The sequence below is a fragment of the Streptomyces vietnamensis genome (assembly GCF_000830005.1).
Classification (GTDB): Bacteria; Actinomycetota; Actinomycetes; order Streptomycetales; family Streptomycetaceae; genus Streptomyces; species Streptomyces vietnamensis.
In genome coordinates this window covers 3,923,847-3,949,624 of sequence record NZ_CP010407.1, presented here as the reverse complement: position 1 = coordinate 3,949,624, position 25,778 = coordinate 3,923,847, and the positions used below count along the sequence as shown (strand labels likewise).

At 72.2% G+C, this 25,778-nt stretch carries 23 protein-coding genes, 1 tRNA gene and 1 pseudogene; 14 read left to right on the top strand and 11 right to left on the bottom strand.

Going from position 1 to position 25,778, the window contains the following annotated elements:
• The first annotated feature begins 17 nt into the window (after positions 1-17).
• Positions 18-416, top strand: a complete 399-nt coding sequence (locus SVTN_RS17505) for a hypothetical protein (RefSeq protein WP_041129940.1) — start codon at positions 18-20, stop codon at positions 414-416.
• Complete coding sequence (locus SVTN_RS17500; RefSeq protein WP_052499171.1) at positions 413-2,323, top strand: tetratricopeptide repeat protein; 1,911 nt, start codon at positions 413-415, stop codon at positions 2,321-2,323. The genes SVTN_RS17505 and SVTN_RS17500 overlap by 4 nt, the downstream gene beginning before the upstream one ends.
• Here SVTN_RS17500 and SVTN_RS17495 read toward each other — a convergent pair.
• On the bottom strand, positions 2,301-2,711 hold the full coding sequence (locus SVTN_RS17495; RefSeq protein ID WP_041129939.1) for a Cif family virulence factor: 411 nt from the start codon (positions 2,709-2,711) through the stop codon (positions 2,301-2,303). The genes SVTN_RS17500 and SVTN_RS17495 overlap by 23 nt on opposite strands.
• Positions 2,712-2,959: 248 nt before the next feature.
• Here SVTN_RS17495 and SVTN_RS17490 point away from each other — a divergent pair, with 248 nt between their 5' ends.
• From SVTN_RS17490 to SVTN_RS17475, 4 genes are all read left to right on the top strand, one after another.
• Positions 2,960-4,231, top strand: coding sequence for an aspartate kinase (locus tag SVTN_RS17490; protein ID WP_041129938.1), 1,272 nt, complete (start codon positions 2,960-2,962; stop codon positions 4,229-4,231).
• Entirely contained in the window at positions 4,228-5,295 is a 1,068-nt protein-coding gene (locus tag SVTN_RS17485; RefSeq protein WP_041129937.1) for an aspartate-semialdehyde dehydrogenase, read from the top strand. The genes SVTN_RS17490 and SVTN_RS17485 overlap by 4 nt, the downstream gene beginning before the upstream one ends.
• A 252-nt stretch (positions 5,296-5,547) precedes the next feature.
• Positions 5,548-6,276, top strand: coding sequence for a SigE family RNA polymerase sigma factor (locus tag SVTN_RS17480; RefSeq protein WP_078908392.1), 729 nt, complete (start codon positions 5,548-5,550; stop codon positions 6,274-6,276).
• Positions 6,273-7,535 carry a hypothetical protein gene (locus tag SVTN_RS17475; protein WP_245727570.1) on the top strand — a complete coding sequence of 421 codons (1,263 nt, stop codon included), beginning with the start codon at positions 6,273-6,275 and terminating at the stop codon, positions 7,533-7,535. The genes SVTN_RS17480 and SVTN_RS17475 overlap by 4 nt, the downstream gene beginning before the upstream one ends.
• Positions 7,536-7,569: 34 nt before the next feature.
• Here the strand turns inward: SVTN_RS17475 and SVTN_RS17470 are convergent, their stop codons facing one another.
• Positions 7,570-8,310 (bottom strand): SURF1 family protein, encoded by a 741-nt coding sequence (locus SVTN_RS17470; protein ID WP_041129936.1) that lies wholly within the window; start codon positions 8,308-8,310, stop codon positions 7,570-7,572.
• A 24-nt stretch (positions 8,311-8,334) separates the two neighbouring features.
• On the bottom strand, positions 8,335-10,161 hold the full coding sequence (locus SVTN_RS17465; RefSeq protein ID WP_425429050.1) for a S9 family peptidase: 1,827 nt from the start codon (positions 10,159-10,161) through the stop codon (positions 8,335-8,337).
• 62 nt (positions 10,162-10,223) lie between these two features.
• On the opposite strand from SVTN_RS17465, the gene SVTN_RS17460 reads away from it, so the two are divergent.
• The gene (locus SVTN_RS17460; protein WP_041129934.1) at positions 10,224-11,054 is read left to right on the top strand and encodes a class I SAM-dependent methyltransferase; all 831 of its coding nucleotides are present in this window, start codon (positions 10,224-10,226) and stop codon (positions 11,052-11,054) included.
• 51 nt (positions 11,055-11,105) lie between these two features.
• Here SVTN_RS17460 and SVTN_RS17455 read toward each other — a convergent pair whose 3' ends face one another.
• Positions 11,106-11,393: a DUF6191 domain-containing protein gene (locus SVTN_RS17455; RefSeq protein WP_041129933.1), complete on the bottom strand. Its 288-nt coding sequence runs from the start codon at positions 11,391-11,393 to the stop codon at positions 11,106-11,108.
• A 32-nt stretch (positions 11,394-11,425) separates the two neighbouring features.
• Positions 11,426-12,460 (bottom strand): Lrp/AsnC family transcriptional regulator, encoded by a 1,035-nt coding sequence (locus SVTN_RS17450; protein ID WP_041129932.1) that lies wholly within the window; start codon positions 12,458-12,460, stop codon positions 11,426-11,428.
• 119 nt (positions 12,461-12,579) lie between these two features.
• Between SVTN_RS17450 and SVTN_RS17445 the strand changes: the two genes are divergently transcribed.
• The gene (locus SVTN_RS17445; protein WP_245727568.1) at positions 12,580-14,016 is read left to right on the top strand and encodes a tetratricopeptide repeat protein; all 1,437 of its coding nucleotides are present in this window, start codon (positions 12,580-12,582) and stop codon (positions 14,014-14,016) included.
• Positions 14,017-14,071: 55 nt separating this feature from the next.
• Here the strand turns inward: SVTN_RS17445 and SVTN_RS17440 are convergent, their stop codons facing one another.
• Positions 14,072-15,910 carry an alkyl/aryl-sulfatase gene (locus SVTN_RS17440; protein ID WP_041133992.1) on the bottom strand — a complete coding sequence of 613 codons (1,839 nt, stop codon included), beginning with the start codon at positions 15,908-15,910 and terminating at the stop codon, positions 14,072-14,074.
• Positions 15,911-16,081: 171 nt separating this feature from the next.
• Between SVTN_RS17440 and SVTN_RS17435 the strand changes: the two genes are divergently transcribed.
• Entirely contained in the window at positions 16,082-16,363 is a 282-nt protein-coding gene (locus SVTN_RS17435; protein WP_041129930.1) for a hypothetical protein, read from the top strand.
• A gap of 180 nt (positions 16,364-16,543) precedes the next feature.
• On the opposite strand, the gene SVTN_RS17430 is transcribed toward SVTN_RS17435, so the two are convergent.
• Positions 16,544-17,731, bottom strand: coding sequence for a serine/threonine-protein kinase (locus SVTN_RS17430; protein WP_174518329.1), 1,188 nt, complete (start codon positions 17,729-17,731; stop codon positions 16,544-16,546).
• Between the two features lie 209 nt (positions 17,732-17,940).
• On the opposite strand from SVTN_RS17430, the gene SVTN_RS17425 reads away from it, so the two are divergent.
• Complete coding sequence (locus tag SVTN_RS17425; protein WP_041133991.1) at positions 17,941-18,819, top strand: glycosyltransferase family 2 protein; 879 nt, start codon at positions 17,941-17,943, stop codon at positions 18,817-18,819.
• Positions 18,820-19,125: 306 nt separating this feature from the next.
• On the opposite strand, the gene SVTN_RS17420 is transcribed toward SVTN_RS17425, so the two are convergent.
• From SVTN_RS17420 to SVTN_RS17410, 3 genes are all read right to left on the bottom strand, one after another.
• Positions 19,126-19,199 (bottom strand) — tRNA-Pro (locus SVTN_RS17420).
• A 38-nt stretch (positions 19,200-19,237) separates the two neighbouring features.
• Positions 19,238-19,975 (bottom strand): Pr6Pr family membrane protein, encoded by a 738-nt coding sequence (locus SVTN_RS17415; protein WP_041129928.1) that lies wholly within the window; start codon positions 19,973-19,975, stop codon positions 19,238-19,240.
• A gap of 17 nt (positions 19,976-19,992) precedes the next feature.
• Entirely contained in the window at positions 19,993-20,931 is a 939-nt protein-coding gene (locus SVTN_RS17410; protein WP_041129927.1) for a metallophosphoesterase, read from the bottom strand.
• 74 nt (positions 20,932-21,005) lie between these two features.
• Between SVTN_RS17410 and SVTN_RS17405 the strand changes: the two genes are divergently transcribed.
• Positions 21,006-21,470 carry a GatB/YqeY domain-containing protein gene (locus tag SVTN_RS17405; RefSeq protein WP_041129926.1) on the top strand — a complete coding sequence of 155 codons (465 nt, stop codon included), beginning with the start codon at positions 21,006-21,008 and terminating at the stop codon, positions 21,468-21,470.
• 183 nt (positions 21,471-21,653) lie between these two features.
• Here SVTN_RS17405 and SVTN_RS17400 read toward each other — a convergent pair whose 3' ends face one another.
• Positions 21,654-23,897 carry a transglycosylase domain-containing protein gene (locus tag SVTN_RS17400; protein ID WP_041129925.1) on the bottom strand — a complete coding sequence of 748 codons (2,244 nt, stop codon included), beginning with the start codon at positions 23,895-23,897 and terminating at the stop codon, positions 21,654-21,656.
• Positions 23,898-24,224: 327 nt separating this feature from the next.
• On the opposite strand from SVTN_RS17400, the pseudogene SVTN_RS44805 reads away from it, so the two are divergent.
• The 3 genes and pseudogenes from SVTN_RS44805 to SVTN_RS17390 all read left to right on the top strand — a co-directional run.
• Positions 24,225-24,422 (top strand): annotated as a pseudogene (locus tag SVTN_RS44805) (IS110 family transposase); the annotation flags it as partial.
• Between the two features lie 58 nt (positions 24,423-24,480).
• Positions 24,481-24,891, top strand: a complete 411-nt coding sequence (locus tag SVTN_RS17395; RefSeq protein WP_041129924.1) for a hypothetical protein — start codon at positions 24,481-24,483, stop codon at positions 24,889-24,891.
• Positions 24,892-25,346: 455 nt separating this feature from the next.
• Complete coding sequence (locus SVTN_RS17390) at positions 25,347-25,691, top strand: WhiB family transcriptional regulator (protein WP_015034550.1); 345 nt, start codon at positions 25,347-25,349, stop codon at positions 25,689-25,691.
• Positions 25,692-25,778 lie beyond the last annotated feature (87 nt).

The following is a 25,778-nucleotide window of genomic DNA, read 5'->3' as shown; positions in this document are numbered from 1 at the left end:
TCCCGCATCATGGGCGCATGGCAGCCACCACCCCCTCAAAACCCCTCCTCTGGAGCGGAATCGGCGTCGCCGCCGTCGGCGTAGCCGCCCTCCTCATCGTCGCCTTCACCGACCTCGGCAAGGCCGACCAGATCGCCAGCGTCGCCGGTGTCGTCCTCGCCGCCGTCGGGCTCGGGCTCTCCCTGTGGGCGCAGTTCGGGCGGTCCGAGGGTGCCGTGGAGGCCTCCGGCAGCCGGGCCGTCGCCGCCGGCGGGAGCATCGGGGCCGTCGTCACCGGTGACGGGACGCAGGCCCCGGCCGCGCCGCCCGCCATGCCCAGCGGCGGCACCCCCGCCACCGGCCCCGTGACCGCCTCCGGCGAGCGTTCCGTCGCCGCCGGCGGGGACATCGGGAGCGTGTCGACGGGCGACGCGTGAGCGGGGACGTATCCGCGTCGGGGGAGCGGTCCGTCGCGGCCGGCGGGAACATCGGGTGGGTCCACACGGGCGACCGGGTGACCGTCCTGCCGGCCGAGGCCACCCGCCCCGTGCGCTGCCCCGACGGGCTCGTCAACGTCCCCCGTAGGTCCGCCCACTTCGTCGGGCGCACGGCCGAGCTCGACCTCCTGGAAGGCGCGGAGGAGCCCGTCGTCGTGTGCGGCCTCGGCGGGGTCGGCAAGTCCTCGCTCGTCGCCCGCTGGGCCCTGCGGCAGACGGCGGCCCGCAATCCCGTCTGGTGGATCACCGCGGAGAGCCGCGCCGACGTCGACGCGGGGCTCGCGGGCCTCGCTGCCGCGATGCAGCCCGAGCTGATCGACGTGCTCCCGCAGGAGGCTCTGAGGGAGCGGGCGTTGCAGTGGCTGTCGACGCACGACGGCTGGCTCCTCGTCCTGGACAACGTCACCGATCCGGCCGACGTGGAGGGCCTGCTGGCCCGCGCCGGCCAGGGGCGGGTCGTGCTCACGAGCCGCACGACGGACGCCTGGTACGGGATCGGGCGCGTCCTCACGCTGCCCGTGCTGGCGCCCGACGAGGCCGTCGAGCTGTTCGGCCGCGTCGCCACGCACGGCGGCCCCCGGGACACCACCGGCGCCGACCGCCTCTGCGAGACCCTCGGGCAGCTGCCGCTGGCCGTCGAGATCGCCGCCGCGTACTGCGGCCGCACGGCCACGCCCCCGCTCGCGTACCTGGCGGAGCTGGGCCGGGGCGGCGGGCGCGGCAACGCGGAGGAGGCCGTCGCCCGGACCCTGCGCGTCACGCTCGACCGGCTCGACGCCGACCTGGCCGCGGGCGGACTCCTGCGCCTGCTCGCCTGGTTCGCCCCGGACCGGATCCCCGCGCTGCTCCTGCCGCCGATGCCGGGTACGCGCGAGGCGCTGGGGGAGCTGGCCGCGCACAGCATGGTCACGCTGCACGAGGACGGGTCGGTGTCGGTGCACCGGCTGGTGCAGGCGGTCGCCCGGCGACCGGACCCGGAGGACCCGCACCGGGAGCCCGGCCTTGTCGCGCAGGCCCGGTTGCTGGCCGAGACGGCCCTGAGCTACGCCGTACCGCAGGAGAGCGAGGAGCCGGCGCACTGGGAGACATGGCGGGGGCTGCTGCCGCACGTCGAGGCGTATCTGCGACACGCCGGCCCGGAGGAGGACGGGGAGGCGCTGCTCGGGACGCTGGTCGCGGCGGGCGCGTATCTGGCGCTCAACGGGCTGCCGGAGCCGGCCCTCGCCGTGTACGAGCGGGCGCTGACCGGCGCCGAGCGGCTCTTCGGCCCGGACCATCCGATGGCCCTCGCCGTACGCGGCGAGATGATCGGGGTCCTCGCCTCGGTGGGACGCGAGGCGGAGGTAGTCGGGATGGCGGCCGAGGTGGTGCGCGGCACGACGAGGGCGTTCGGGGCCGACGCCCTGGCCACGCTCCTGGCGCGCCGGGCCCTCGCGCGGGCGCACCGGCTGGCCGGTCTCTTCGAGGAGGCGGTCACCCTCCATCAGGGCGTGGTCGCGGACCTGATCCGTGTCCGGGGCGAGGTGGACAGGGAGACACTGCTGGCGCTCGGCGAGCTGTCCGGGATGTACGAGGCCGCGGGCTGGACCGCCGAAGCCCTCATGACCTGCGGCTACGCGATGGGCAACCTGTGGGTCCAGCTCGGTGAGGACGCCCTGGACACCCTGATCGCGCGGATCAACCTTGCGAGGATCCGCGCCCGCGCCGGGTTGACCGACCAGGCCCGCGCCGACTACCAGGATCTGCTGCCCGTCTGCGTACGAGCGCTCGGTGAGGACCATCCGTACACCCGCGTCGTGGCGGACGCCCTCGCCGAGCTGGACGTCAAGGAGCAGCCCGCTCCATGAGCCGTACGAGGTGGCTGATGTCCTTCTCGTACGTGAACTCGCGCAGCAGCGTCCCCCAGCCGCCCCGGGGGTCGCGCTGCCAGACGAAGGTGTAGAGGACGGGCAGGCCGTCCTTCACCCGGTGCACGACGATCCAGCCGTACGCGCCGAACGCGCCGGTCGCGAGGAAGGTCGCGTCGTCGACGGACTCCCCGACGTTCCGGCCCTGCGCCTTCAGGGCGCGGAACCGGTTCATGAACATGTCCTTCGTGAGGGTCACGGTCAGGCCCTCCTCGTCGCAGCGGACGTTCTCGAAGGCGGGGTCGTACAGCGCGTCCAGTGCCTCGACGTCCATGGCGAGGCCCGCGTCCAGGTAGGTGCGCATCCGGTCCACCAAGGTCTGGTCCATGATCGGCTCCTCTGCTCTCCGTGATCTGTGGTCCGTGATCTGTGATCTGCGGTCCGTGGTCCGCGGTCTGTGGCCCCACCGTGGCGGAGGCCACCGACAGATCGCCGACCGATCACCGACAGGCATGGAGTGATCATTCTCTGAGCCGTACGTCTCACCATGCGATATCACGGTGGCGTTTCCGGGTCCCTCGATAGACTGAGCCGATCGCAGCGCCGGCTGCGGCACAGACTGAGCGAGGAGCGCACGTGGGCCTTGTCGTGCAGAAGTACGGAGGCTCCTCCGTTGCCGATGCCGAAGGCATCAAGCGCGTCGCCAAGCGGATCGTGGACACCAAGAAGGACGGCCATCAGGTCGTCGTCGTGGTCTCCGCGATGGGCGACACGACGGACGAGCTGATCGATCTCGCCGAGCAGGTATCCCCGATGCCTGCCGGACGTGAGTTCGACATGCTGCTGACCGCCGGAGAGCGGATCTCCATGGCCCTGCTGGCCATGGCGATCAAAAACCTGGGCCACGAGGCCCAGTCGTTCACCGGCAGCCAGGCAGGCGTCATCACCGACTCGGTCCACAACAAAGCGCGCATCATCGATGTCACGCCGGGCCGGATCCGCACCGCCCTCGACGAGGGCAACATCGCCATCGTCGCCGGCTTCCAGGGCGTCAGCCAGGACAAGAAGGACATCACCACCCTCGGGCGCGGCGGTTCCGACACCACCGCCGTGGCGCTCGCCGCGGCCCTGGACGCCGAGGTCTGCGAGATCTACACCGACGTCGACGGTGTGTTCACGGCCGACCCGCGCGTGGTGAAGAAGGCGAAGAAGATCGACTGGATCTCCTTCGAGGACATGCTGGAGCTCGCCGCCTCCGGCTCCAAGGTGCTGCTGCACCGCTGCGTCGAGTACGCACGCCGTTACAACATCCCGATCCACGTCCGCTCGTCCTTCTCGGGGCTGCAGGGCACCTGGGTCAGCAACGAGCCGCAAGGGGACCGCAAGGTGGAGCAGGCCATCATCTCGGGCGTCGCCCACGACACCTCCGAGGCGAAGATCACCGTCGTCGGCGTGCCGGACAAGCCGGGCGAGGCCGCGGCCATCTTCCGTGCCGTCGCGGACGCCGAGATCAACATCGACATGATCGTGCAGAACGTGTCCGCGGCCTCCACCGGCCTGACGGACATCTCCTTCACCCTTCCCAAGGCCGAGGGCCGCAAGGCCATCGACGAGCTGGAGAAGGCGAAGGGCGCGATCGGCTTCGACTCGCTGCGTTACGACGACCAGATCGGCAAGATCTCCCTGGTCGGCGCTGGCATGAAGACGAACCCGGGCGTCACCGCGGACTTCTTCAAGGCGCTGTCGGACGCGGGTGTGAACATCGAGCTGATCTCGACCTCCGAGATCCGCATCTCGGTGGTCACCCGTGCCGACGACGTCAACGAGGCCGTGCGCGCCGTCCACACCGCCTTCGGTCTGGACAGCGACTCGGACGAGGCCGTCGTCTACGGAGGCACCGGCCGATGACCCCGAGGCCGACGCTCGCGGTCGTGGGAGCGACCGGGGCGGTCGGCTCGGTGATGCTCCAGATGCTCACGCACCACGCGGACGTCTGGGGCGAGATCCGCCTCGTCTCCTCCCCGCGCTCGGCCGGCTCCAAGGCGGCCGTGCGCGGGGAGGAGTGCGAGATCCTCGCACTCGGCGAGGACGTGTTCGAGGGCGTCGACCTGGCGCTCTTCCTGGTGCCGGAGGACGTCGCCGCCCGCTGGGCGCCGATCGCCGTCTCCAAGGGCGCCGTCGTCGTGGACACCTCCGCGGCCTTCCGGGCCGACCCCGACGTCCCCCTCGTGGTCCCCGAACTCAACGCGCACGCCGCGCGGGTACGCCCCCGGGGCATCGTCGCCGGACCCGGCTGCACCACCCTCGCGCTGATCGTCGCCGTGGGCGCCCTGCACGCCGAGTTCGGGCTCGCCGAACTCGTCGTCACCGCCCAGCAGGCCGCCAGCGGCGCCGGCGCCGGACAGGCCGGGGTCGACGCGCTCCGCGCCCAGCTCGGCCTGGTGGCCGGCGGCGCCGACCTGGGCACCCACCCCGGAGACGTACGGCGGACCGTCGGCGAGAACACCGGCCCCTTCCCCGGCCCCCTCGCGCTCAACGTCCTGCCCTGGTCGGGCACCCCCGGCGCCGACGGGGCCTCCAGCGAGGAGGAGCGCGTACGGGACGAGACCCGGCGCGTCCTCGGCCTGCCCGGCCTCCGGGTCGCCGCCACCTGCGTGCGCGTCCCCGTCGTGACCGGGCACTCCGTCTCCGTGCACGCCCGCTTCGAACACCCCGTCCCCGTCGCACGCGCCCACGAGGTCCTCGCGACCTCCCCCGGGGTCGTGCTCTACGACGACCCGGCCGCGGGCGACTTCCCCACCCCCGCCGACGTCGTCGGCACCGACCCCGCCTGGGTCGGCCGGGTCCGGCGCTCCCTCGACGACGAGCGCGCGCTCGACTTCTTCGTCTGCGCCGACAACCTCCGCAAGGGCGCCGCCCTGAACGCCCTTCAGATCGCGGAATCGCTTGTCACGGATTTGTGGGATCTGTGAACGACCTGTGAGCAAAAAGGCGTCAGATACCTCTTGAACTGCGGTGATGCGGTGGTTGACGATGCACTTCCCCCGTACTGCAACCAGAGTTGGGCGGGGCGCGTCTCTGCGTGCACCCACGACCGTGTGGCGCGGGACACGCCGGAAGCGGGGCATCGGGGGAGAACGGTTACGCATGAGGACGAACAACTCACCGTCGAAAAGGGTGGCGTACGCGTACAACCCTGTCGGGGGGAAGCGTGTCCAACAGGCGTGGCAGAGGTACTCGACATCGCGACCATCGCCCCGCTGCGCGGCGGCGGCACGGCGGTGCTCCCCGTGCGGAGCAGTGCCGTCGTACCCGTGCGCGGCTCGGCGGTCCGTCCGCTCCGGCGCCCGCGCGCACTCGGCGGCATGCCGGTGATCGCCCCCGTGCCCACCGGATCCCACGCGCGCGGCGTCGACGGCATCCCGTCGCCCCGCAGGAGCGCCGAGGCCGTCCCGGCGGCCGGCACCACCGTCGACCACCTGACCGAGACCTACCGGGCCCACTACCGCTCGCTGCTCGGTCTCGCCGCGCTGCTCCTCGACGACACGGCCTCCTGCGAGGACGTCGTCCAGGAGGCCTTCATCCGCGTCCACTCGGCCCGCAAGCGGGTCCGTGAGCCCGAGAAGACCCTCGCCTACCTGCGCCAGACCGTGGTCAACCTCTCCCGGTCCGCGCTGCGCCGCCGCATCCTCGGCCTGAAGCTGCTGTCCAAGCCGATGCCGGACATGGCCAGTGCGGAGGAGGGGGCGTACGAGCAGCTGGAGCGCGAGGACCTGATCAAGGCGATGCGCGGCCTCCAGCGGCGCCAGCGCGAGGTGCTCGCCCTGCGGTACTTCTCCGACATGACCGAGGTCCAGGTCGCCGAGACGCTCGGGATCTCCCTGGGCTCGGTGAAGGCGTACGGTTCGCGGGGCATCGCGGCGCTGCGCGTCGCGATGGGAGCGACGACATGAGCGAGGCACCCGGCGGGGACGGCGTGGCCCACGAGAACCGTGACGGCGACGACGTCCCCGAGAGGCATGCCGCCGAGACGGCGCGCGAGGACGGCGACGCCGGTGAGAAGCAGCCTGACGCCCTGGATGTACGTGACGAGCTGAGTGGACAGCGCATGGTGAAGATCGAGCCCGGGCCCGGCGAGGGCGACGACGAGCTCGCGCTGCGGCGGCTGTTCCAGGACGCCGTGGCCGGCATGGAGCCCTCTCCCGGCTCGCTCGAGCACCTGCGCCGGGCCGTGCCCGCGCGGCGCGCCCGCAAGCGGCAGGCCGTCGTCGGCGCCGCGGCCGCCGCCGTCCTCATCGGCACCGCAGTCCCCGCCTTCGTGCACGTCGCCGCGTCCGGCGGCGTCTCCGCCGCCCACCCCGTGAACGCCGGCCACGGCGAGCAGGCCCAGGGCGGCACCGGCACCGAGACCGGCATCGAGGGCGGCAAGAGCTCCACGACCCCCGCGAGCACCGTCTCGCCCAGCCCCGGCGCGGCCGACGGCACCTCCGGCAAGCCGCCCCGCCCCGGAGCCGACGCCTCCGGCGGCGACCCGCGGGCGACGCTCGGCGCCGGCCCCGACTCCGCCCCGCGGTGCACCGCCGACCAGCTCGTCGTCACCCGGGAGGGAGCCGAAGGGGCCGACACCGAGGGCAAGGTCCACGGCACCTTCCGCATCGCCAACGCCTCCGGACAGAACTGCGCCGTGGACGACGCGGGCGTCGTCGGCTTCGAGGCCCGCGGGGCGGCCGACCCGGCGCTGATCTCGGTGGTCCGGCACACCGCGGGGGACGGCGGCAGCGGACTGCCCGACCCCTCGCAGGAGGCCTCCGCGCTCGTCCTGAAGCCGAAGGGCAGCTACGAGGTGAAGTTCGTCTGGGTGCCGAGCGAGACCTGCCCGACGACCGGCACCACCCCGACCCCCACGCCGACCACCCCGACCGAGCCCCCGGCCACGCCGACCCCGACGGCCACCCCGACGGGCGACACGGGCAACCCCACCCCGAGCGCGGGCGCCGACTCCGGCGGCACCGGCACCGGACCGGGCGCCGGCACGGGCTCCGAGGAGGGCGCAGGCGCGGCACCCCAGCTGGTCCACGAGGACGGCGCCCCGGCGGACGGCAGCGTCGTCGTCCACCACACCGCGGCGCCGGGCGGCCCCACGGCCTCGGCCGTCATCCCGAACGCCTGCGCCGGCACCATCTACCGCACCGGAGTCCTGTCCGCCTCCTGAGGCACTGCCGGACGGCCTGTGGGACCGGGGAGTCCTACAGGCCCAGTGCCTCGTCGCGGGAGGCCTCCACCTCGCGGCGGACGAGGCGGAACCACATGAAGACGACGAAGCCCGCGAAGACGAACCACTCCGCCGTGTAGCCGAGGTTCTGGAAGGCCTTCGCGTCCAGACCCGTGCCCGCCGCGGCCGCCGCCGGGACCGGCGTGAGCCCGGCGGGGGAGTCCGCGAGGGTGATCCAGGCGTCGTAGACGTCGTCCGTGACCACGTTCACCAGGGACGCCGCACTGATCATCCCGAGCTGCCCCTCCGGCAGCCCGCCCGCCGTGTGGACGCCCTTCGTGCCCGGGTTCTCCGAGGCCTGGAGGGCACCCACCACCGTCACCTCGCCGGACGGCGGGGCGGGGGCCTTCGCGCCCGTGGGGAGCCAGCCCCGGACCACCGGCAGCGACCGGCCGCCGTCGGTCTTCAGGAGCGTCAGCACGTACGAGCCGGTCCGGCCGTCCAGCTCGCGGTCCGGCACGAGGAACTGCTCCTCGAACCGGCCGCGCGCCCGGGCCGAGCGGCCCGAGGTCTCCTTGTCGACCGGCAGCAGCGAGTCCAGCGCCTCGGCCTTCAGCGAGCTCGCGGCGGGCCGCTCCTCGGCCTCCCGGTGGGACTCGACGCGGTCCTCGAACTTGCCGAGCTGCCACGTCCCCATGAACACGCAGAACGGGATCGCGAGGAGGACGAAGACGTTGATCCCCCACCAGCGGGGCGTCATCAGGAACCGGTACACGCCCCCCACGGTACGCAAGCGGACTCAGGCCCCCGCAGCCCGGGTCCCCAGGTGTCTCGCCGCGAAGTCCAGGTCCAGGGCGACCTGCTTGATCCGCTCCTCCACCACGAGCGAGCCGTGGCCCGCGTCGTACCGGTACACCTCGTGGACCGCGCCCCGGGCCGCGAGCCGGTCGACGTAGTTGTCGATCTGGCGGATCGGGCAGCGCGGGTCGTTGACGCCGGCCGTCAGGTGCACCGGGGCCTTCACCGCGTCCACGTACGTCAGCGGCGACGAGGCCGCGTACCGCTCGGGCACCTCCTCCGGGGACCCGCCCAGGAGCGTCCGGTCCATCGCCTTGAGGGCCTCCATCTCGTCCTCGTACGCCGTGACGTAGTCCGCGACGGGCACCGCCGCGAGACCGACCGCCCAGTCGTCCGGCTGGGTGCCCAGACCGAGCAACGTCAGATAGCCGCCCCACGATCCGCCGGAGAGGACCAGGCGCTCCGGGTCGGCGAGGCCGCTCGCCACCGCCCAGGCGCGGACCGCCGCGATGTCCTCCAGCTCGATCAGACCGACCCGGTGCTTCAGCGCGTCCGTCCACTCCCGGCCGTACCCCGTGGAGCCCCGGTAGTTGACCCGCACCACCGCGTACCCGTGGTCCACCCAGGCCGCCGGCCCCGAGGCGAAGGCGTCGCTGTCGTGCCAGGTGGGCCCGCCGTGCACCTCGAAGACCGTCGGGAAGGGCCCCTCGCCCTCCGCCGGGCGCTGCACGAGCGCGTGGACCCTGCCGCCGGGCCCCTCCACCCACACGTCCTCCACCGGCACCGACGGCGGCGCCTTCGGGCCCGGCGGGTCCAGGACGACGCCGCCGGCCGTGGAGCGCACCACCGGCGGCTCGGCGGCCGAGGACCACAGGTACTCCACGGACCCGTCGGGCCGGGCCGTCGCGCTCGACACCGAACCGGCCGGGGTCTCCACCCGTACCAGGGCGCCGGTCGCGATCTCGTACCGCCACAGCTCGCTGCGGGCCTCGAAGCCGTGCACGATCAGCAGCCCCGAGCCGTCCGGGTACCACTCCGCCGACACGTCGCCCGGCAGATCGAGCCGCAGGTCCGTCTCGGCGCCCGTCGCCACGTCCCACAGCATCGGCTCCCAGCGGCCGCGCCGCTGGTGGCCGACGAGCAGCCGGGTGTCCCCGGCCAGCGGCGCGAAGCCGAGGACCGTGAGCCCCAGCTCCTCCGTGCCGCCCTTGGTGTCGTCGAGCTCGGCCACCACGCCCGCGTCCGAGGCGCGCAGCACGCGCAGCGCCGAGTGCATCGCGTCGCCGTGCTCGGTGTGCTCGATCGCGATCAGCGAGCCGTCGTACGACAGGTCGCCGACGCCGGCCGACTCCCGGTGCCGGTAGATCTCGACCGGGGTGTCGGCACCCGGCCGTACGAGATGGACCGTCGAGCCGTCCTCGTCCGTGGAGCGGCCCACCACGAGCGTGCCCTCCCGGCCGATGGCGAGCCCGGCAGGGTAGGACGGGGCCAGGCCGGGCACGGCCGGCTCGTCCTCGCCGCCCGCGAACGGCTGGCGCATCCACACCCCGAACTCGTCCCCGTCGGTGTCCGCGAACCACCAGATCGAGGCGCCGTCCGGCGACAGCGTGCCGTCCGTCGTCCCGTTCGGCCGGTCCGTGACCTGCCGCTGCTCGCCGCTCGCCCGGTCCCAGGCGTACAACTCGTACGTCCCGGTCGCGTTGGACACGAACAGTGAGCGGTCCGGGGCCTCCTCGGCCCATTCGGGCAGGGAGACACGGGGCGCCCGGAAGCGCTGCTCCCAGACGGGGGTGTCGATGTGCTTGCTCTCGGTAGTCATGGCATCCATCATGCTCCGCACCGCCGACAAACGGGTCGCGCCCTCCGCAGCCTGTGGATAACCTCGCCGACATGTACTCTCCGACGCCCGAGGACTGGCGCGAGGCCAACCGCGCGAAGTGGGACGAGCGCGTCCCGATCCACGCCGCCAGCGAGTTCTACGACCTGGACGCCTTCCGCGCGGGCAAGGACGCCCTACGGGACTTCGAGCTCGCGGAGGTCGGCGACGTCACCGGCCGCTCCCTGCTGCACCTCCAGTGCCACATCGGCCTGGACACCCTCTCCTGGGCCCGGCACGGCGCCTCCCACGTCGTCGGCCTGGACTTCTCCGAGCCGGCCGTCGAGACCGCCCGTGCGCTCGCCGTCGACCTGGGCCTCTCGCAGGAGCGGGCCGCGTTCGTCGCCGCCGACGCGTACGACGCGGCCGAGGCCGTCCCGGACAGCTCGTACGACATCGTCTACACCGGCACCGGGGCACTGTGCTGGCTGCCCGACCTCGACCGCTGGGCGGAGACCGCCGCCTCGCTCGTCGCCCCGGGCGGCTTCCTCTACGTGGCCGAGTTCCATCCGCTGACCGACTCGCTCGACGACGAGACCGGCAGCCGGGTCGTGCACGACTACTTCGTCCGCGACCCGTGGGTGGACACCACCCCGGGGACGTACGCCGACCTCGACGCCGTCACCGTCCACAACCGCAGCGTGGAGTGGGTGCACCCGGTCGGCGAGGTCGTCACGGCCCTCGCGAAGGCGGGTCTGCGCATCGAGTTCCTGCACGAGCACGACGCCTCGCTCTTCCCCCGCTACGGGTCCCTCCAGCGGCACGAGGACGGCTACTACCGCTTCCCGGCGGACCGCCCCCGCATCCCGCTGATGTACTCGATCAAGGCGTCCCGCCCGGCCTGATCCCGGTCAGCGCCCGGCCTGATCCCGGTCAGCGCTCGATCCTGATCCCGGTCAGCGCTTGATCCTGATGACGGCCCGTCCGCCGCCGAGGTCCACCGTCGAGTGGCGCGGCGGCGCGCCGTCCTCCTCGTCGTCGCGCAGTACCAGGGCGCTCTGCCGCTCCTTGAGCTCGTTCTGCTTGCCCGGCGAGAAGGTCGCGTGCAGCTGCTCGAAGCCCGTCGAGGAGACCTGCCCGGTGCGCTTGCCGCGTCCGGTCATGCGGAGGAACTGGTCGGCGAAGGCGATCACGGTCAGCAGGATGACCAGGCCGGGCAGCGTCACGAACACGGCGAACTCCATGCCCCTCATCAGAACACGCCCCCGGCGCCCTGTCAGGGGGTGGTCGCGGGCCTTATGTGGTGGGTGCGGCGGCCGTCCGGGCCGAGGACCTGCGCGCCGATCTTGTGGGTGCGCAGGGAGACCGCGGTGCCGGTGATCCGCAGCGCCGGCGCGGCCCGCACGAGCGCCGCCGTCACGTCGTGGAGCTCCTCGACGGTACGGAGCCACATGGCGAGCGCCAGGTTGTGCGGCCCGGTGACCGAGGTGACCACCCGGGTCTGGCGCAGCCGGCCGAGCGAGACCACCGACTCGGTCACGTCCAGGGGCGGTACGTCCGCGGTGACCAGCGCCCACACGGGCCGGCCGGAGAAGCGCGGGGCGGGCAGGCAGTGGTGGTGGAAGCCGCCGGCCGCGCCGAGGGCGTCCAGCCTGCGGCGTACGGTCGACTCGCTCGTGCCGCACTGCCGGGCCAGCTCGGCGGCGCTGCGCCGGGCGTCCCCCGCCAGCTCCGCGACGATCCGCTGGTCGAGCTCCGTGACGGGCGGGTACGCGCGCGCGGGGGACCGGGTCCGCCGGTCGCCGCCGGTGATCTCGGTGAGGTGCTGCACCTGCCCCGGGGTGAGCTGCTCGATCCGCGAACGGTACGGGCGGTTGTGCAGCTGGGTGACGACCTGCGTGCGGGCCCTGAGCACCCCGGGGAGCCGCCGCACCCGCCCGGCGAGGTAGCCGTCGAGGGCGTACAGGTCCGGGCAGTTGACGAGCAGGATCAGATCGGCGTCGCCGGTCACCTGGTGGACGCCGAGGGTGTACGGGTCGCCCGCGACCTCGGTCGCGGTGGTCTCGGCGGCTCCGGCGACGCACTCCAGCTCCACCCACGCGTACAGGGTGGCCTCCGTGCCGCGGCGGGCGGCGAGCATCGAACTCCAGGCGTACCCCCCGGCGGTGAGGGCCTCCCAGCGCCGGGCGAGGGTGTCCGGGCTCACGGCGAGCACGCCGGAGAGCTGGGTCCAGCTGGCGCGCGGCGCTATCTGCAGTGCGTGGATCAGTGCCAGATCCGACTCCCCCAGGACGGATTCCCTGGTATGCATGTGCCTCCTTGGTCGATCCCGGGGAAACCCTGGGTCCGGGCACGGGAAGGCCCCAGGATGTGGACCGGGGCACAGGCATTCAAGCCGCGAAGCCTGCCGATTTCCATTGAATCCGTCCTATGTCACAGGAGAAGGGCGGAGAACCGACACGGGGGCCGGAGCACATGTGGGCAGGAGAACCACCGGAGACCGAACTGCTGTGGGGCGAGACGGTCGGTCTTGACCAGATCGCCGCGGCCGAGCGCGGCTACGAGAGCTGCGGCCCCGCCGAACAGCTCCTGTGGGAGCGCCTCTCCGTCTTCGAGGGCGCCTTCGGCCGGGAGGCCGTCCGCGAGGTCTGCGCCTCCGGCACGCTGCCCGCCGGACGGATCCAGCAGGTCCTCGACCGGCTCGCACCCCTCGCCCTCCTCCCCGTCGACGACCTCTTCGACGGCGAGGACGGCCTGCCCCGCTACTGGATGCCGCACCCGATGCGGGCCGTCGGCGCCCGCCGGCTCACCGCGCGCGGCGACCGCTGGGCCGTCCTCCTGCACCACCGCAGGTGGTGCGTGAAGGTGGCCCGGCGGGCCGCCGACTGGTGGCAGCGGGGCCGGCAGCTCGACGCCCGGGACCTCGCGCTGCGCGAACTGCCCGACCTGGCCGCCGCCATGGACCCGACGACCGCGCCGCTCTCGCCGAGCGCCGAGGCCGAGACGTCCGTCGAGATCGCGGTCTCCCTGTGGTTCCTGTGGGTGGCCTGCGGGCGGATCGCCGAGGGCCGCTCCCGGCTGCGGCACGCCCTCCACCTGCACCCCGGGCCGCCGCCCGCCCGCGCCCTGTGGCTCGCCGCCTTCCTGGAGCTGGAGTCGGGCCGCCCCGAGGACGCCGACCCGCTCCTCGCCCAGGCCTGGGCGGCGGCCGTACGGGACGGCGACGAGCGCTGCCTGGCGCTCCTGGCCCATCTGCGCGGCGCGACCGCCCTCTACCAGGGGCGTACGCGCGCGGCGGCGGCCGAATTCCGGGAGGCCCTCGCCCTGATGGAGGAGCACCCGGAGTTCGGGCCGACCCGGCGGGCGTGCTGGGTCGGGCTCGCGCTCTCCCTGTGCCGCTCCGACCCGGAGGCCGCCCAGGAGGCCCTGGACCAGGGGGACCTGGACCACGAGAGCCGGCGGGCCTGGGTGGGCCGCGACATGTGCGCCGAGGCCTGGGCGTACCACGTGCGGGCCGAACTCGGCGCCTGGGACGGGGAACGGGAGCGGGCCGCGGAGTACGCCAGGAGGGCCCTGCGCGAGCATCTGCGGCTCGGTTCCGCGGTGGGCGCGGCCTGCGCGGCGGAACTCCTGGCCCAGATGCGGGCGCTGGAGGGCCGCCGTGACGCGGCGGCCCATCTCCTGGGCGCGGTGGACCTGTTGCGCAGCTCGGTCTTCGACACCTCGTACCGGCCTGCGGAGTACTGCCTGGTCACGCGCGCGCGTGGCGAGGAGGCCCTGGGGGCGCTGCTCGTCGACCCGGAGCTGCGGAGCGCCTACGAGGAGGGCGCGAGGCGCGGCCTGTTCGCGCTGGCGGGCGAGCTCTGAGGTCCCGCCCCGGTCACGGGCGACCGGCGCAGAAGTCACCGGGGGACGGCGCCGGTCACGGCGTGACGATCGGGAACCGGGCGTCGGGCCTCGTCACGTACGAGAAGAGGCGGGAGAGCAGCGCCGGGTCGCCCTCCGCCTCGATCCCGAGCTCCTGGACGCCCTTCCCGGCGAGGAGGCCGAGGAGCTGGACCTTCCCGAGGGCGAGCGTCAGCCCGGCGGGCGTCCGGGGCTCGGCGACCACCCGGTGGGTGAGGGCGCCGTTGTGCAGGGTGAGCCGGTGCCGCTCGCCCGCGTCCGCGACGCCGTCGAGCATCACCAGGTCGATGGTCAGGTCCTCGTCCCAGGCGCGCGGCCCGTCGATCGCGATGGCGATCGAGTCGATCAGCATGGGGACGGTGAGGGCCATCGCCATCTCGGGGTTGGTCATGTCGACCATCTCGCCCGTGACGCCCTGCCGGAGCTCCTGGGCGCCGCGCAGGTAGAAGTTCCGCCAGGTCGCGTTCTCGGAGCCGTACCCGAGCGTCTCGTACACCCCGGCGAGGGCCTGCTTCGCCTCCTCGTTCCCGGGATCGGCGAAGACGACGTGGTTGAGGAGGGTCGCGGCGAAGCGCGGGTCGCCGCCCTCGGCGTACGCGCGGGCCTTGGCGAGGGCCTCGGCGGGGCCGCCGGCCACGTCCACGTACCGCCGCGCGAGCTCCACGGGCGGGTGCTCCCACAGGTGGGCCGGGTTGCCGTCGTACCAGCCGAGGTACCGCTGGTAGACCGCCTTGCTGTTGTGGTTGAGGGAGCCGTAGTAGCCGCGGGCGTGCCAGGCCTTCTCCAGGGCCGGCGGCAGTTCGATCCGCTCGGCGATCTCCACGCCCGTGAACCCCTCGTTGAGCAGGCGGAGGGTCTGGTCGTGCAGGTACGCGTAGAGGTCGCGCTGCTGGGTCAGGAACCGCACCACGTCGTCGTGGCCCCAGGTGGGCCAGTGGTGGGAGGCGAAGGCGACGTCGTACCGGCCGTTGAAGTACTCGATCGCCTCGTCCAGGTAGTGCGCCCAGATCCGGGAGTCGCGGACGACCGCGCCGCGCAGGGTGAGCACGTTGTGCATGTTGTGCGTGGCGTTCTCCGCCAGGCACAGGGCACGGTGGTCGGGGAAGAGGAAGTTCATCTCGGACGGGGCCTCGGTGCCCGGCGTCAGCTGGAACACGATCCGCACCCCGTCGACCGTCTCCTGCTGCCCGGTCTCCGTGATGTCCACGGTCGGCGGGATCAGGCTGATGGTGCCGGTGGAGGTGCCCTGGCCGAGGCCCACGCCGATCTGGCCGTCGGGGGCCTTCGGGAGGCCGACGCCGTACATGTAGCTCGCCCGGCGGGTCATCGCGGTGCCCGCGTACACGTTCTCGCTGACCGCGTGCTCCAGGAAGCCGGCGGGGGCGAGGATCGGGACGCCCTCCTCGGTGCCGTGCGGGAGGACGCCGCGGACCCCGCCGAAGTGGTCGCCGTGCGAGTGGGTGTAGATCACGCCGGTGACCGGCCGGTCGCCGCGGTGCTCCTTGTAGAGCGCGAGGGCGGCGGCCGCCGTCTCCACGGAGATCAGCGGATCGATGACGATCACCCCGCGCTCGCCCTCGACGAGCGTCATGTTGGAGATGTCGAGGCCGCGGACCTGGTAGATGCCGTCGGTGACCTCGTACAGGCCCTGGCGCGCGGAGAGCTGCCCCTGCCGCCACAGACTGGGGTGCGCGGTGTCCGGGCACTCCGCCTTGAGGAAGTCGTAGGCGTCGTTGTCCCAGACCACGCGGCCGTCGGAGGCCGTCACCACACCGGGGACGAGCGCCCCGAGGAAGCCCCGGTCGGCGTTGTCGAAGTCGGTCGTGTCCTCGAAGGAGGGCAGGGCGTCGCTCATGTGCCAGGTGCTCCGTTCCGCGCGGGCGGTGATCGGCGTACCGGTCCATCTGAACACCGGGGTACTACGACCGCACTTCGGAGCGGCGGGACCGCGGGACCGTGCCTAGTCTTGAGGTACGCGTCCTCCTCCGGCGGTACGCGCCCCACTCCTGCGGTTCGGAGGTGGCCCATGAGGGCACGCCACCACTTCCACATCGACTACCTCGGGCACTCGGTCTCCGCGACGGTCCAGACCGGGCACACCCCGGTCGTCGAGGTCCTCGTCGACGGCAAGGAGACCGGTCACGCCACGACCCGCGACGACCGGCCGGTCGCCCTCGCGATCGAGCTGCCCACCGACCCGCCGACGCCGGTGACGGTACGCGCGACCCCGGGGCCCGGCGTACCGCGCTGCCTGCTGCTCACGGAGGGGGACGAGGAGCCGCACGTGATGGCGCCGAGGCTGTACTGAGCGGGCGCGAGGCCCTTAGGGCCTGTCTGGCCATTCCCGTCGGGTCCGGCCCGCCCGGCACGCACGCTCGCCGCACGGCCGAAACGCCCAAGTAGCTCCGCTACGAGGGCGTCCCGGCCGCACGCCGATCGCACGCACCGGACGCCCCGGCCTGATCCGACGCGAATGGTCAGACAGGCCCTAGGACAGCCAGGCCATCCCGATGATCAGGAAGACCACGAAGGCGATGGCCCCGGCCACCGCGGCCGTCTTGCGCGGACGGCGCCGGGAGAGCTCCGCGAGCGCGGCACCGGTGCTCGGCTGGCTCTGGCGCCGCCGGGCGGCGGGCGCGGGCCGGGTCACCGGCGGCCGGTTCATCGGCGGCGGGGTCGGCGCGGGCGTGTGCACGGGTGCGGGCATCGGCATGGGGGCGTGCCCGGCGGGCTGACGGGGCGCGTGGGCCTGGCCCGGGGCGTGCCCGGCGGGCTGATGGGGAGTATGGGACGTGTGGGCCGTCTGAGGCATCTGGGGGGCCTGGGGGGCCTGGGGACGGACCGGAGCGGCCCCGGGGTATCCGGTCCCACGCCAGGCGCCGGAGGAGAACCAGTCCGCGATCGCCTGCGCGGAGGGCCGCTGCTCCGGCTGCTTGGCGAGCAGACTCAGCAGGTACGTCTCGAAGTCGGGCGGCAGCAGCGCGCCGAGCCGGCTCGGCGGCACCGGCGGGGTGTCGATGTGCTGGTACAGCAGGGCCGTTGCCGTGTCCGCGCGGAACGGCGGTCTCCCGGTGAGGAGTTGGTACAGGACGCAGCCCAACGAGTACACGTCGGAGGCGGGCGACGCGGGCTGCCCGAGGGCCCGCTCGGGCGCGAGGTAGAGCCCCGTGCCCACGATCTGACCCGTCGTCGTGAGCGCGGCCGAGGGGTCGTCGACGAACCGCGCGATGCCGAAGTCGGCCAGCTTCACCGTGCCCTCGGCGTCGACCAGCAGGTTCCCCGGCTTGATGTCCCGGTGCACCACGCCCTGTCGGTGCGCGGCCGCGAGCCCGGCGGCGGCGTGCGCGGCGACCACCGCGACCCGCTCGGCGGGCAGGACCATCGGCTCGGAGGGGCTCCCCTGGAGGCTGTCGCCCTCCACCAACTCCATGACCAGGAACAGCTTCTCGTCCCACGTGCCGAAGTCGAAGACGCCCACCACATGCGGGTGGCTCAGCCGCGCGGCGGTCTGCGCCTCCAGGCGGAAGCGGTCGCCGGCGGACGGGTCGGTCGCCTGGGCCAGCATCAGCTTCACGGCCACGGCCCGGCCCAGGACCTCGTCGGTGGCCTGCCACACCTCGCCCATGCCGCCCCGGCCGATACACACATGAAGCCGATATCGGTCCGCGACCAGCACCTGGAGACCACCCTTTCGACGATCGATCAACATGACGGAAGGGCACCAGCGTAGAGCCGCCCGCCCCCGCCCCTCGCCGCGCGCCCCCCTCCACGCCTCCCACCGGTGCACGACACCCGTGGTCCGGGTGAACGGAAGGTGTCCCCGGCCGGTTAGCATCGCGGCCCGGAGCGAGTTCGGTGGACATGGGCGATGAGACGGAGTGGGTCGTGGCGCGACCGCGTGTAGGTGTGGCGGTACTGACGATGGGCACGCGCCCCGCCGAGCTGCGGGCGCTGCTCGACGCCGTGGCGGGACAGGACGAGCCCGCCGCCCGGATCGTCGTCGTCGGCAACGGCACCGGGTCGCTCCCGGCCCTGCCCGAGGGCGTGACGGGGGTCGAACTCCCCGAGAACAGAGGCGTCTCGGGCGGCCGCAACGTCGCGATCGAGACGCTGCGGGCCTTCGGCGACGTCGACGTCGTGGTCGACCTCGACGACGACGGCCTCCTCGTCGACAAGGACGTCTTCCGCCGCCTGGCGGATCTGTACGACGGGGACCCGACCCTCGGCGTCGTGTCGTTCCGCATCGCCGACGAGACGGGCGAGACGCAGCGCCGGCACGTCCCGCGCCTCGGCGCGAAGGACCCGCTGCGCGGCGGCGAGGTCACCACCTTCCTCGGCGGCGGCCACGGCCTGTCGATGCGCATGCTGGACGAGATCGGCGGCTGGCCGGAGGACTTCTTCTTCACCCACGAGGAGACCGACCTCGCCTGGCGCGCCCTGGACGCCGGCTGGAAGGTCATCTACGAGCCGAAGCTGCTGCTCCAGCACCCGAAGACCAGCCCGGCCCGGCACGCCGTCTACTACCGGATGACCGCCCGCAACCGAGTCTGGCTGGCCAAGCGCAATCTCCCGGCCCTCCTCGTCCCCGTCTACCTGGGCGTCTGGACCCTCCTGACCCTGGCCCGCACCCGCTCCCTGCCGGGCCTCAAGGCCTGGTTCGGCGGCTTCGCGGAGGGCGTCCGCCGCTCCTGCGGCCCCCGCACCCCGATGCGCTGGACCACGGTCCTCCACATGACCCGCCTGGGCCGCCCCCCGGTGATCTAGGCCCACTGCTCGGAAACCCCCGCCGGTCCTGCGCGCCCTGTTCCGGAGACGCGAGACCGGCGATCTCGGTCGCGCACCCGGAACGGACGGTACGCAGCACCGCTCCCGCGTCCCGGGGCCTGACCCAGCCGGCCGCGGTGACGGGAGCGACGGCCAGGGGGCACCCCCGCAAATCTCCCTGGGGCGCCCGCGGACCTCCCGGGGTCGCCCCCGCAGATCTCCCTGGGGCGCCCCGCGGACCTCCCGGAAACGCCTCAGGGGCCCGACCCGCTTTCGCGGATCAGGCCCCTGAGGGTCTTGCGGCTGTCGGGGTGGCGGGATTTGAACCCACGACCTCTTCGTCCCGAACGAAGCGCGCTGCCAAGCTGCGCTACACCCCGATGTCGCTGGTTTGTTCTTCACTTCCCGGCGACATCGATTACTTTAGCCCACGCGCGCGCTCAGACGAAATCCGGTATTCGCGGGGCCTCGGCGCGGGTCGGATGCGGTCCAGGCCGACGATCGCGAGGCCGAGGACGTAGAAGGCCGCGCCGAGCACGACGGCGTTGACCAGGACGCCTCCGTAGCCGTGGACGGTGACGTCGAGGAACGGGTACGTGTAGCGGGTCGGCGCGTCGGGGGAGATCAGCTCGCCGCGGACCAGGGCGAAGGCGAAGTAGAGGCCCGAGGCCGCGAGCCACTGGGCCGCGTGGCGCCACCGGAGGGCGCCGGGCGCCGTGAGGAGCAGGAAGTCCAGGGCCGTGCCGATCGGGGTCACGGTGTGGAGGAGCTGGTTGGCGACGGCCTTCGCGCCGGTCAGGCGGGCGATCTCGGCGGCCTGGTTGAACTCGCTCGCCTCGTTGTCGAGGACCAGGTGGAAGACGAGGCCGACGACGGAGATGCAGAGCAGGACGCCGCCGGTCCACAGCGCGGGCAGCGGCGGGCGGCGGGTCCAGGCGTGGACGGCGCCCCGGCCGAGGACGACGGCGACCAGGATGTTCGACCAGATGGTGAAGAAGCTCAGGACGACGAGCACGTCTCCGTACGCGCACTCGATGACGATGCCCGCCGCCGCGGACAGGGCGATCAGGCCGCGGAAGGCGGCCGCCCAGGGGCGGCGGTGAGTGGGGGGCATGACGGCGGGGGCCGGCACGGCCGCGGAACGAGGCGTGATCATGCCCCCACCGTAAGTGTTCAGGCACGCGCCGTCAGGGTGAGCAGGGTGACCTCGGGCGGGCAGGCGAAGCGGACCGGGGTGTACCGGTTGGTGCCGCAGCCCGCCGAGACGTGGAGGTAGGAGGTCCGGCCGTCGACCGTGTGCGTGGAGAGGCCCTTGACCCGGTCCGTGTCCAGGTCGCAGTTGGTGACGAGCGCCCCGTAGAAGGGGACGCACAGCTGGCCGCCGTGGGTGTGCCCGGCGAGGAGCAGCTCGTACCCGTCGGCCGTGAAGGCGTCGAGCGCGCGCAGGTACGGGGCGTGCACGACGCCCACCGAGAAGTCGGCCGTCCCGTCGGGGCCGCCGGCCACCCGCTCGTACCGGTCGCGCTTGATGTGCGGGTCGTCCAGGCCGGTGAACGCGAGCTCGGCCTGCGGCAGCTTCAGCCGGCCGCGGGTGTTGGTCAGGTTGACCCAGCCGGCCGCGTCGAAGGCGTCCCGGAGGTCCTCCCAGGGGTTGTGCACGGCGCCGACGACCGGCGGGTTGCCGTTGAGGCCGTGCTTGCCCTGCACCTTTTCGAGGAGATAGCGGGCGGGATTGCGCAGCCGCGGCCCGTAGTAGTCGTTGGAGCCGAAGACGTACACGCCGGGGAACTCCATGAGCGGCCCGAGCGCGTCGAGGACCTCGGGCACGGCCTCCGTGTCGGAGAGGTTGTCGCCGGTGTTGACGACGAAGTCCGGGCGGAGCCCCGCGAGGGACTGCAGCCAGGCCCGCTTCTTGCGCTGGCCGCTCACCATGTGGATGTCGGAGACCTGGAGGACCCGCAGGTCGCGCATGCCGCGCGGGAGGACGGGGACCGTCACCCGGCGGAGTCGGAAGGAGCGGGCTTCGAAGCCGGCCGCGTAGACCACTCCCGCCGCTGCCGTCGCCGTGAGGCCTGCCGTGATCTTCAGGGGGATCCCGTACCGTGCGCGCATCTCCCCATCGTCGCAGACCCGCCGAGCCGAAATGCGCGGGCGGTACGGGTGGGGCACCTGCCACACTTGGGCCCATGACCACGCTCAAGGCCAAGCTTCAGGAAGACCTCACCGCCGCGATCAAGGGACGCGACGAACTGCGTTCCTCGACCCTGCGGATGACCATCGCCGCCGTCAACAAGGAGGAGGTCGCGGGCAAGACCAAGCGCGAACTCTCCGACGACGAGGTGCAGAAGGTGATCGCGAAGGAGGCGAAGAAGCGCCGCGAGGCCGCGGACGCCTTCGCCCAGGGTGGCCGCCCCGAGTCCGCCGAGCGCGAGCTGGCCGAGGGCGAGGTCCTCGACGCGTACCTGCCGAAGCAGCTCAGCGACGAGGAGCTCGACGGCATCGTCGCGGCGGCCGTCGAGGAGGCGAAGGCGGCGGGCGCCGAGGGGCCGCGGGCCATGGGCGCCGTCATGAAGATCGTGAACCCGAAGGTGGCCGGCCAGGCCGAGGGCGGCCGTGTCGCCGCCGCGGTGAAGAAGCTGCTCGCGGGCTGACCCGTCGCGGGGGCTGACCCGTCGCGCGGGCTGATCCGTCGCGCGGGCTGATCCGTCGCGCGGGCTGACCCGTCACGCAGGCTGACCCGTCACGCAGGCCGGTCCGCCTCGCGGTCCGATCCGCGCGGTACGTATGCGAGAGGGCGCCCCACCGGTCCGGTGGGGCGCCCTCTCACGTGTGCGTCAGTGGCCGGGCTTGCGGTTGCCGTGCCCGCCCGCGCCGCCGATCAGGTCCGTCGGGAACGTGACCCCGGGGATCGGGTTGGTCGGGGTCGTGCCGCCGGGCTTGGCGTCGCGGGGCTTCCGGGGCTTGTTCGGGCCCTCGTCGCCCTCCTTCTCCTCGTCCTTGGGCTTCTCGGCCCGCGGCACGGAGACGGGGACGAAGCCCGGCGTCTGGCCGGCGTCCAGGGCGCCCGTCATCGCGATCTTCCAGATCGGGCCGGGGAGGCAGCCACCGCAGACCTTGTCGTAGTACTCGCCGCCGATGGTGATGTCGTACATCGACTTCTTCTCGCCGACGTCGTCACCGACCCAGACGGCGGTGGACAGGTTCGGGGTGTAGCCGACGAACCAGGCGTCCTTGCGGTCGTTGGTCGTACCGGTCTTGCCCGCGTTGTCGCGGTCGCTGAGACCGGCCCGCGTACCGGTGCCGTCCTCGACGACGCCCTTCAGCATCTGGTTGATGGTGTCGGCGGTCCGGTCGCTCATGGCGCGCGTGCACTTGGTCTGCGGCACGTTCAGCTTGTCGCCGTTGGCGGCCTTGATCGACTCGATGGCGACCGGGGTGCAGTAGATGCCGCGGTTGGCGAAGGTCGCGTAGACGGACGCCATGTCGAGCGGGGTGCTCTCCGCGCTGCCGAGGGTGGCGGACGGGATCTGCTTGAGGGGCTTGCCCAGCTCGCGCTCGTAGCCGACGTTCTTGGCCATCGTCAGCGTCTCGCAGAGGCCTGCCATCTGCTCCAGCTTGGCGAAGTAGGTGTTGATGGACTTGCCGAGGGCGCTCGTCATGTCGAAGACGCCCTTCTCCGACTTCATCTCATTGTTCACCTCCCAGTTCGCATAACCCGCGGGCTTGCCGTCGCAGCGGGTGTACTGGCTCTCGTTCATGTTGATCTGCGACGGGTCGTTGAAGCTCGTCGCCGGGCTGATGCCCTTCTCCAGCGCCGCGGCGGCCGTGATCGGCTTGAAGGTCGAGCCGACCTGGAAGCCGTACGTCGTGCCGCCCATCTTGCTGCCGACGGCGAGGTTCAGCGTCGTCTGGTGCTGCTTCTGGTCCAGGCCGTACGGGCGGGACTGGCCCATCGACAGGATGCGGCCGGTCTTGGGCTGGACCTGCACCACCGAGGCGGCGACCGGGTCGTCCTTGTTGACCTTCGCGATGGCGGCCTCGTTGGCGGCGGCCTGCGCGCGCGGGTCGAGCGTGGTCTTGATGGTGAGACCACCCAGGTTCCACAGCTTCGTCCGCTCCTCGGCCGTCTTGCCGAAGGTCGGGTCGTTGAGGATCGTCTTGCGGACGTAGTCGCAGAAGAAGCCGGCGCCGTCGACGGCGGTGATGCAGCCGTTCTTCGGCGTCTTGACCTTCAGCTTGATCGGCTTGGCCTTGGCGGCGTCCGCCTCGGCCTGGCTGATGTCCTTCACATCGGCCATCCGCTGGAGGACCATGTTGCGGCGCTTGGTCGCTTCCTGGATGTCGTTGATGGGGTCGTAGCGGCTCGGCGACTGGACGAGACCGGCCATCATCGCCGCCTCGCCCAGGTCCAGGTCGGCGGCGTGCTTGGAGAAGTACCGCTGGGAGGCGGCCTCGATGCCGTAGGCCTGCTGCCCGAAGAACGTGATGTTGAGGTAGTTCTCCAGGATCTTCTTCTTGCCCAGCTCCTCCTCGACCTGGATCGCGAACTTCAGCTCGCGGACCTTGCGGCCGATGGTCTGCTGGGTGGCCTGCGCGACCTTCTCGGGGTCGTCACCGGCCTCCTCGACGAAGACGTTCTTCACGTACTGCTGGGTCAGCGTGGACGCGCCCTCCGAGACCCCGCCCGACTGCGCGTTCTTGTTGATCGCACGCAGCACGCCCTTGAGGTCGATCGCCCCGTGCTCGTAGAAGCGCCCGTCCTCGATCGCGACGATCGCCTTCTGCATGTACGGGGAGATCTTGTCGATCGGCACGACCTTCCGGTCCCGCGAGTACACCGTGGCGATGAGACCGCCCTCGGCGTCCAGGATCGTGGTGCGCTGACTCAGCGGTGGGGTCTTCAGGTTGGAGGGGATCTCGTCGAACCCCTCCACCGTCCCCTTCGCGGCCAGCCCGAGTGCACCGGCCGCGGGCAGGGCGATGCCCGCCAGCACGGCTCCGGCGAGCACACTGACACCGAGGAACTTGGCGGCCTGCTGGGTCCCGGTCAGACCACCGCCCGAGCGCTTCTTTGCCATGGGGGCAGCCTAATCCGTAGTTATGAGCGATCCGCAGGAGCAGGGGCTTCTCGGAGCGTTCGAGTACCAGACCGTGACATCCAGGTGCAGCCGGGCCCACGGAGGCCTCAACGTGGATCGGTGCGCGGTCCGGTGCGAGTGGTGGCGGTCACGTGGACGCCGGGCGAATGCCTTGGAACCCCCGGGCCGGCATGCCTCGGCACAGAGCGGTGGCTGGCGCTCGGCGTCTCCGTGGCCGCCACCACGAAAGGTGTTGGCGCCCGACGGCGCTGGACGCACGCCTATGACTCACCCGGCATCGATGCCTATTAAGAGACGACGCGGCCGGCTGCAAGGCGGGCGTCCGCCTGGGCCAACGCCCACTACCGGCGCCGCCGCGAGCAAGGCAACCGGCACGCGGCTGCCCAGCGCAACCTCTTCAACCGCATGATCGGACAGCTCTACCACTGCCTCCAGCACGGACAGTGCTTCGACGAGTCAGCCGTCTTCCCGGTGGGGATCGAGGACGCAGCGCAGGCTGCGTAGTCCCGGCCCTCGGAAAGGGCAGGGGGATCTACGGGCCGGGTGGCTAGGCTCCCGAGACATGAGCAGCAGCCAGCCCTCCGTCTCGGACCGTTTCGTCGGCAGGTTCCGGGAACTCGGGCACGGCCGGCCTGACGGGCCCTCGCTTCACGCTGCCGCACGTGACGAAGGAGACCAGGACGAGCAGTCCCTCGCGCGCTACCTGCGCGAAGGGGCGGTCCTTGCTGTCACCGGGACCAGGGTTCACGACGTCCTCAGCCCGGAGCACGAGCTGATCGGCGGCCTGTCCTGCCTCACCGACGGCCAGTGGTTCTGGTACTCGGACCTCGCCCACTACGTCGAGCGCTACCACGTCAGCCTGGACGAGCGGTTCGTCCAGCATGCCCGAAGCCGGAACTGGAGCCTGCCGCAGCTGACCGACGATGAACTCGTCGAAATCGGAGAGGCCCTGTTCGACGACGAAGGCGCCTGACCTCACCACTCACGCGGCCTGACCTGACGGCATGGCAACGTGAGGTGCCTACGTTCTCATTCGCCGGACACACGTATATGCCTTGGCCTAAGCTGCTCCCAACTGTCACAGCAGTGTGGTCTCGCATCAAGACCCGTGCGTGACATCGGTATGAATTCCCGTGACCCCGAAACACGGGAAGCTCGTGTCCGATTCCGGCTCATGCGTCACACGGTGCCCGAAGTGGCATCACCGAAGAAGGGCATGTCTGCGCGATATGTCCGCTATCACACGCATGTCCTTCGATCACTCCCCTGGGTGATCTGACGCGCACGCATAGTCCGTTCGGACCATTCAAGATTGGGCCCGAAGGGGGTGTTGCGCTGTGCCCACCTTCCGTAACGTCCCAACTGGCAGCGGTGAATATGCCGCTGCCGCCGTGGGGGAGCCTCGATTCGGGAGAGGACGGCGCCGGTATGGGCTGGGTAGCTGACTGGAGTGCGCAGGCGGCCTGCCGCACTACCGATCCGGATGAACTTTTCGTGCAGGGAGCGGCACAGAACAGGGCAAAGGCGGTGTGCACCGGATGCCCGGTGCGGACCGAGTGCCTCGCCGACGCCCTCGACAACCGCGTGGAGTTCGGCGTGTGGGGCGGCATGACGGAGCGCGAGCGCCGTGCCCTGCTGCGCCGCAGGCCGACCGTCACCTCGTGGCGCCGGCTCCTGGAGACCGCGCGCACGGAGTACGAGCGGGGAGCGGGCCTGCTGCCCGTGGCGATCGAGGACGACGCGACGTACGAGGCGTACGCCGCGGTCGGCTAGCCCCGACGCGTACGCGACACGGGTACGAGACGCGCGTACGCGACACAGGTACGAGCACGGGTACGAGTACGGATACGGGTACTCGTA

What these genes read in the sequence shown, in the direction of transcription:
- SVTN_RS17440 (WP_041133992.1), bottom strand. Translation starts at nt 15,910, where the DNA reads ATGAGCGACGCCCTGCCCTCCTTCGAGGACACGACCGACTTCGACAAC.
- SVTN_RS17445 (WP_245727568.1), top strand. Translation starts at nt 12,580, where the DNA reads ATGTCACAGGAGAAGGGCGGAGAACCGACACGGGGGCCGGAGCACATG.
- SVTN_RS17465 (WP_425429050.1), bottom strand. Translation starts at nt 10,161, where the DNA reads ATGGATGCCATGACTACCGAGAGCAAGCACATCGACACCCCCGTCTGG.
- SVTN_RS17405 (WP_041129926.1), top strand. Translation starts at nt 21,006, where the DNA reads ATGACCACGCTCAAGGCCAAGCTTCAGGAAGACCTCACCGCCGCGATC.
- SVTN_RS17435 (WP_041129930.1), top strand. Translation starts at nt 16,082, where the DNA reads ATGAGGGCACGCCACCACTTCCACATCGACTACCTCGGGCACTCGGTC.
- SVTN_RS17400 (WP_041129925.1), bottom strand. Translation starts at nt 23,897, where the DNA reads ATGGCAAAGAAGCGCTCGGGCGGTGGTCTGACCGGGACCCAGCAGGCC.
- SVTN_RS17495 (WP_041129939.1), bottom strand. Translation starts at nt 2,711, where the DNA reads ATGGACCAGACCTTGGTGGACCGGATGCGCACCTACCTGGACGCGGGC.
- SVTN_RS17475 (WP_245727570.1), top strand. Translation starts at nt 6,273, where the DNA reads ATGAGCGAGGCACCCGGCGGGGACGGCGTGGCCCACGAGAACCGTGAC.
- SVTN_RS17390 (WP_015034550.1), top strand. Translation starts at nt 25,347, where the DNA reads ATGGGCTGGGTAGCTGACTGGAGTGCGCAGGCGGCCTGCCGCACTACC.
- SVTN_RS17455 (WP_041129933.1), bottom strand. Translation starts at nt 11,393, where the DNA reads ATGGAGTTCGCCGTGTTCGTGACGCTGCCCGGCCTGGTCATCCTGCTG.
- SVTN_RS17505 (WP_041129940.1), top strand. Translation starts at nt 18, where the DNA reads ATGGCAGCCACCACCCCCTCAAAACCCCTCCTCTGGAGCGGAATCGGC.
- SVTN_RS17410 (WP_041129927.1), bottom strand. Translation starts at nt 20,931, where the DNA reads ATGCGCGCACGGTACGGGATCCCCCTGAAGATCACGGCAGGCCTCACG.
- SVTN_RS17460 (WP_041129934.1), top strand. Translation starts at nt 10,224, where the DNA reads ATGTACTCTCCGACGCCCGAGGACTGGCGCGAGGCCAACCGCGCGAAG.
- SVTN_RS17450 (WP_041129932.1), bottom strand. Translation starts at nt 12,460, where the DNA reads ATGCATACCAGGGAATCCGTCCTGGGGGAGTCGGATCTGGCACTGATC.
- SVTN_RS17415 (WP_041129928.1), bottom strand. Translation starts at nt 19,975, where the DNA reads ATGATCACGCCTCGTTCCGCGGCCGTGCCGGCCCCCGCCGTCATGCCC.
- SVTN_RS17395 (WP_041129924.1), top strand. Translation starts at nt 24,481, where the DNA reads ATGAGCAGCAGCCAGCCCTCCGTCTCGGACCGTTTCGTCGGCAGGTTC.
- SVTN_RS17485 (WP_041129937.1), top strand. Translation starts at nt 4,228, where the DNA reads ATGACCCCGAGGCCGACGCTCGCGGTCGTGGGAGCGACCGGGGCGGTC.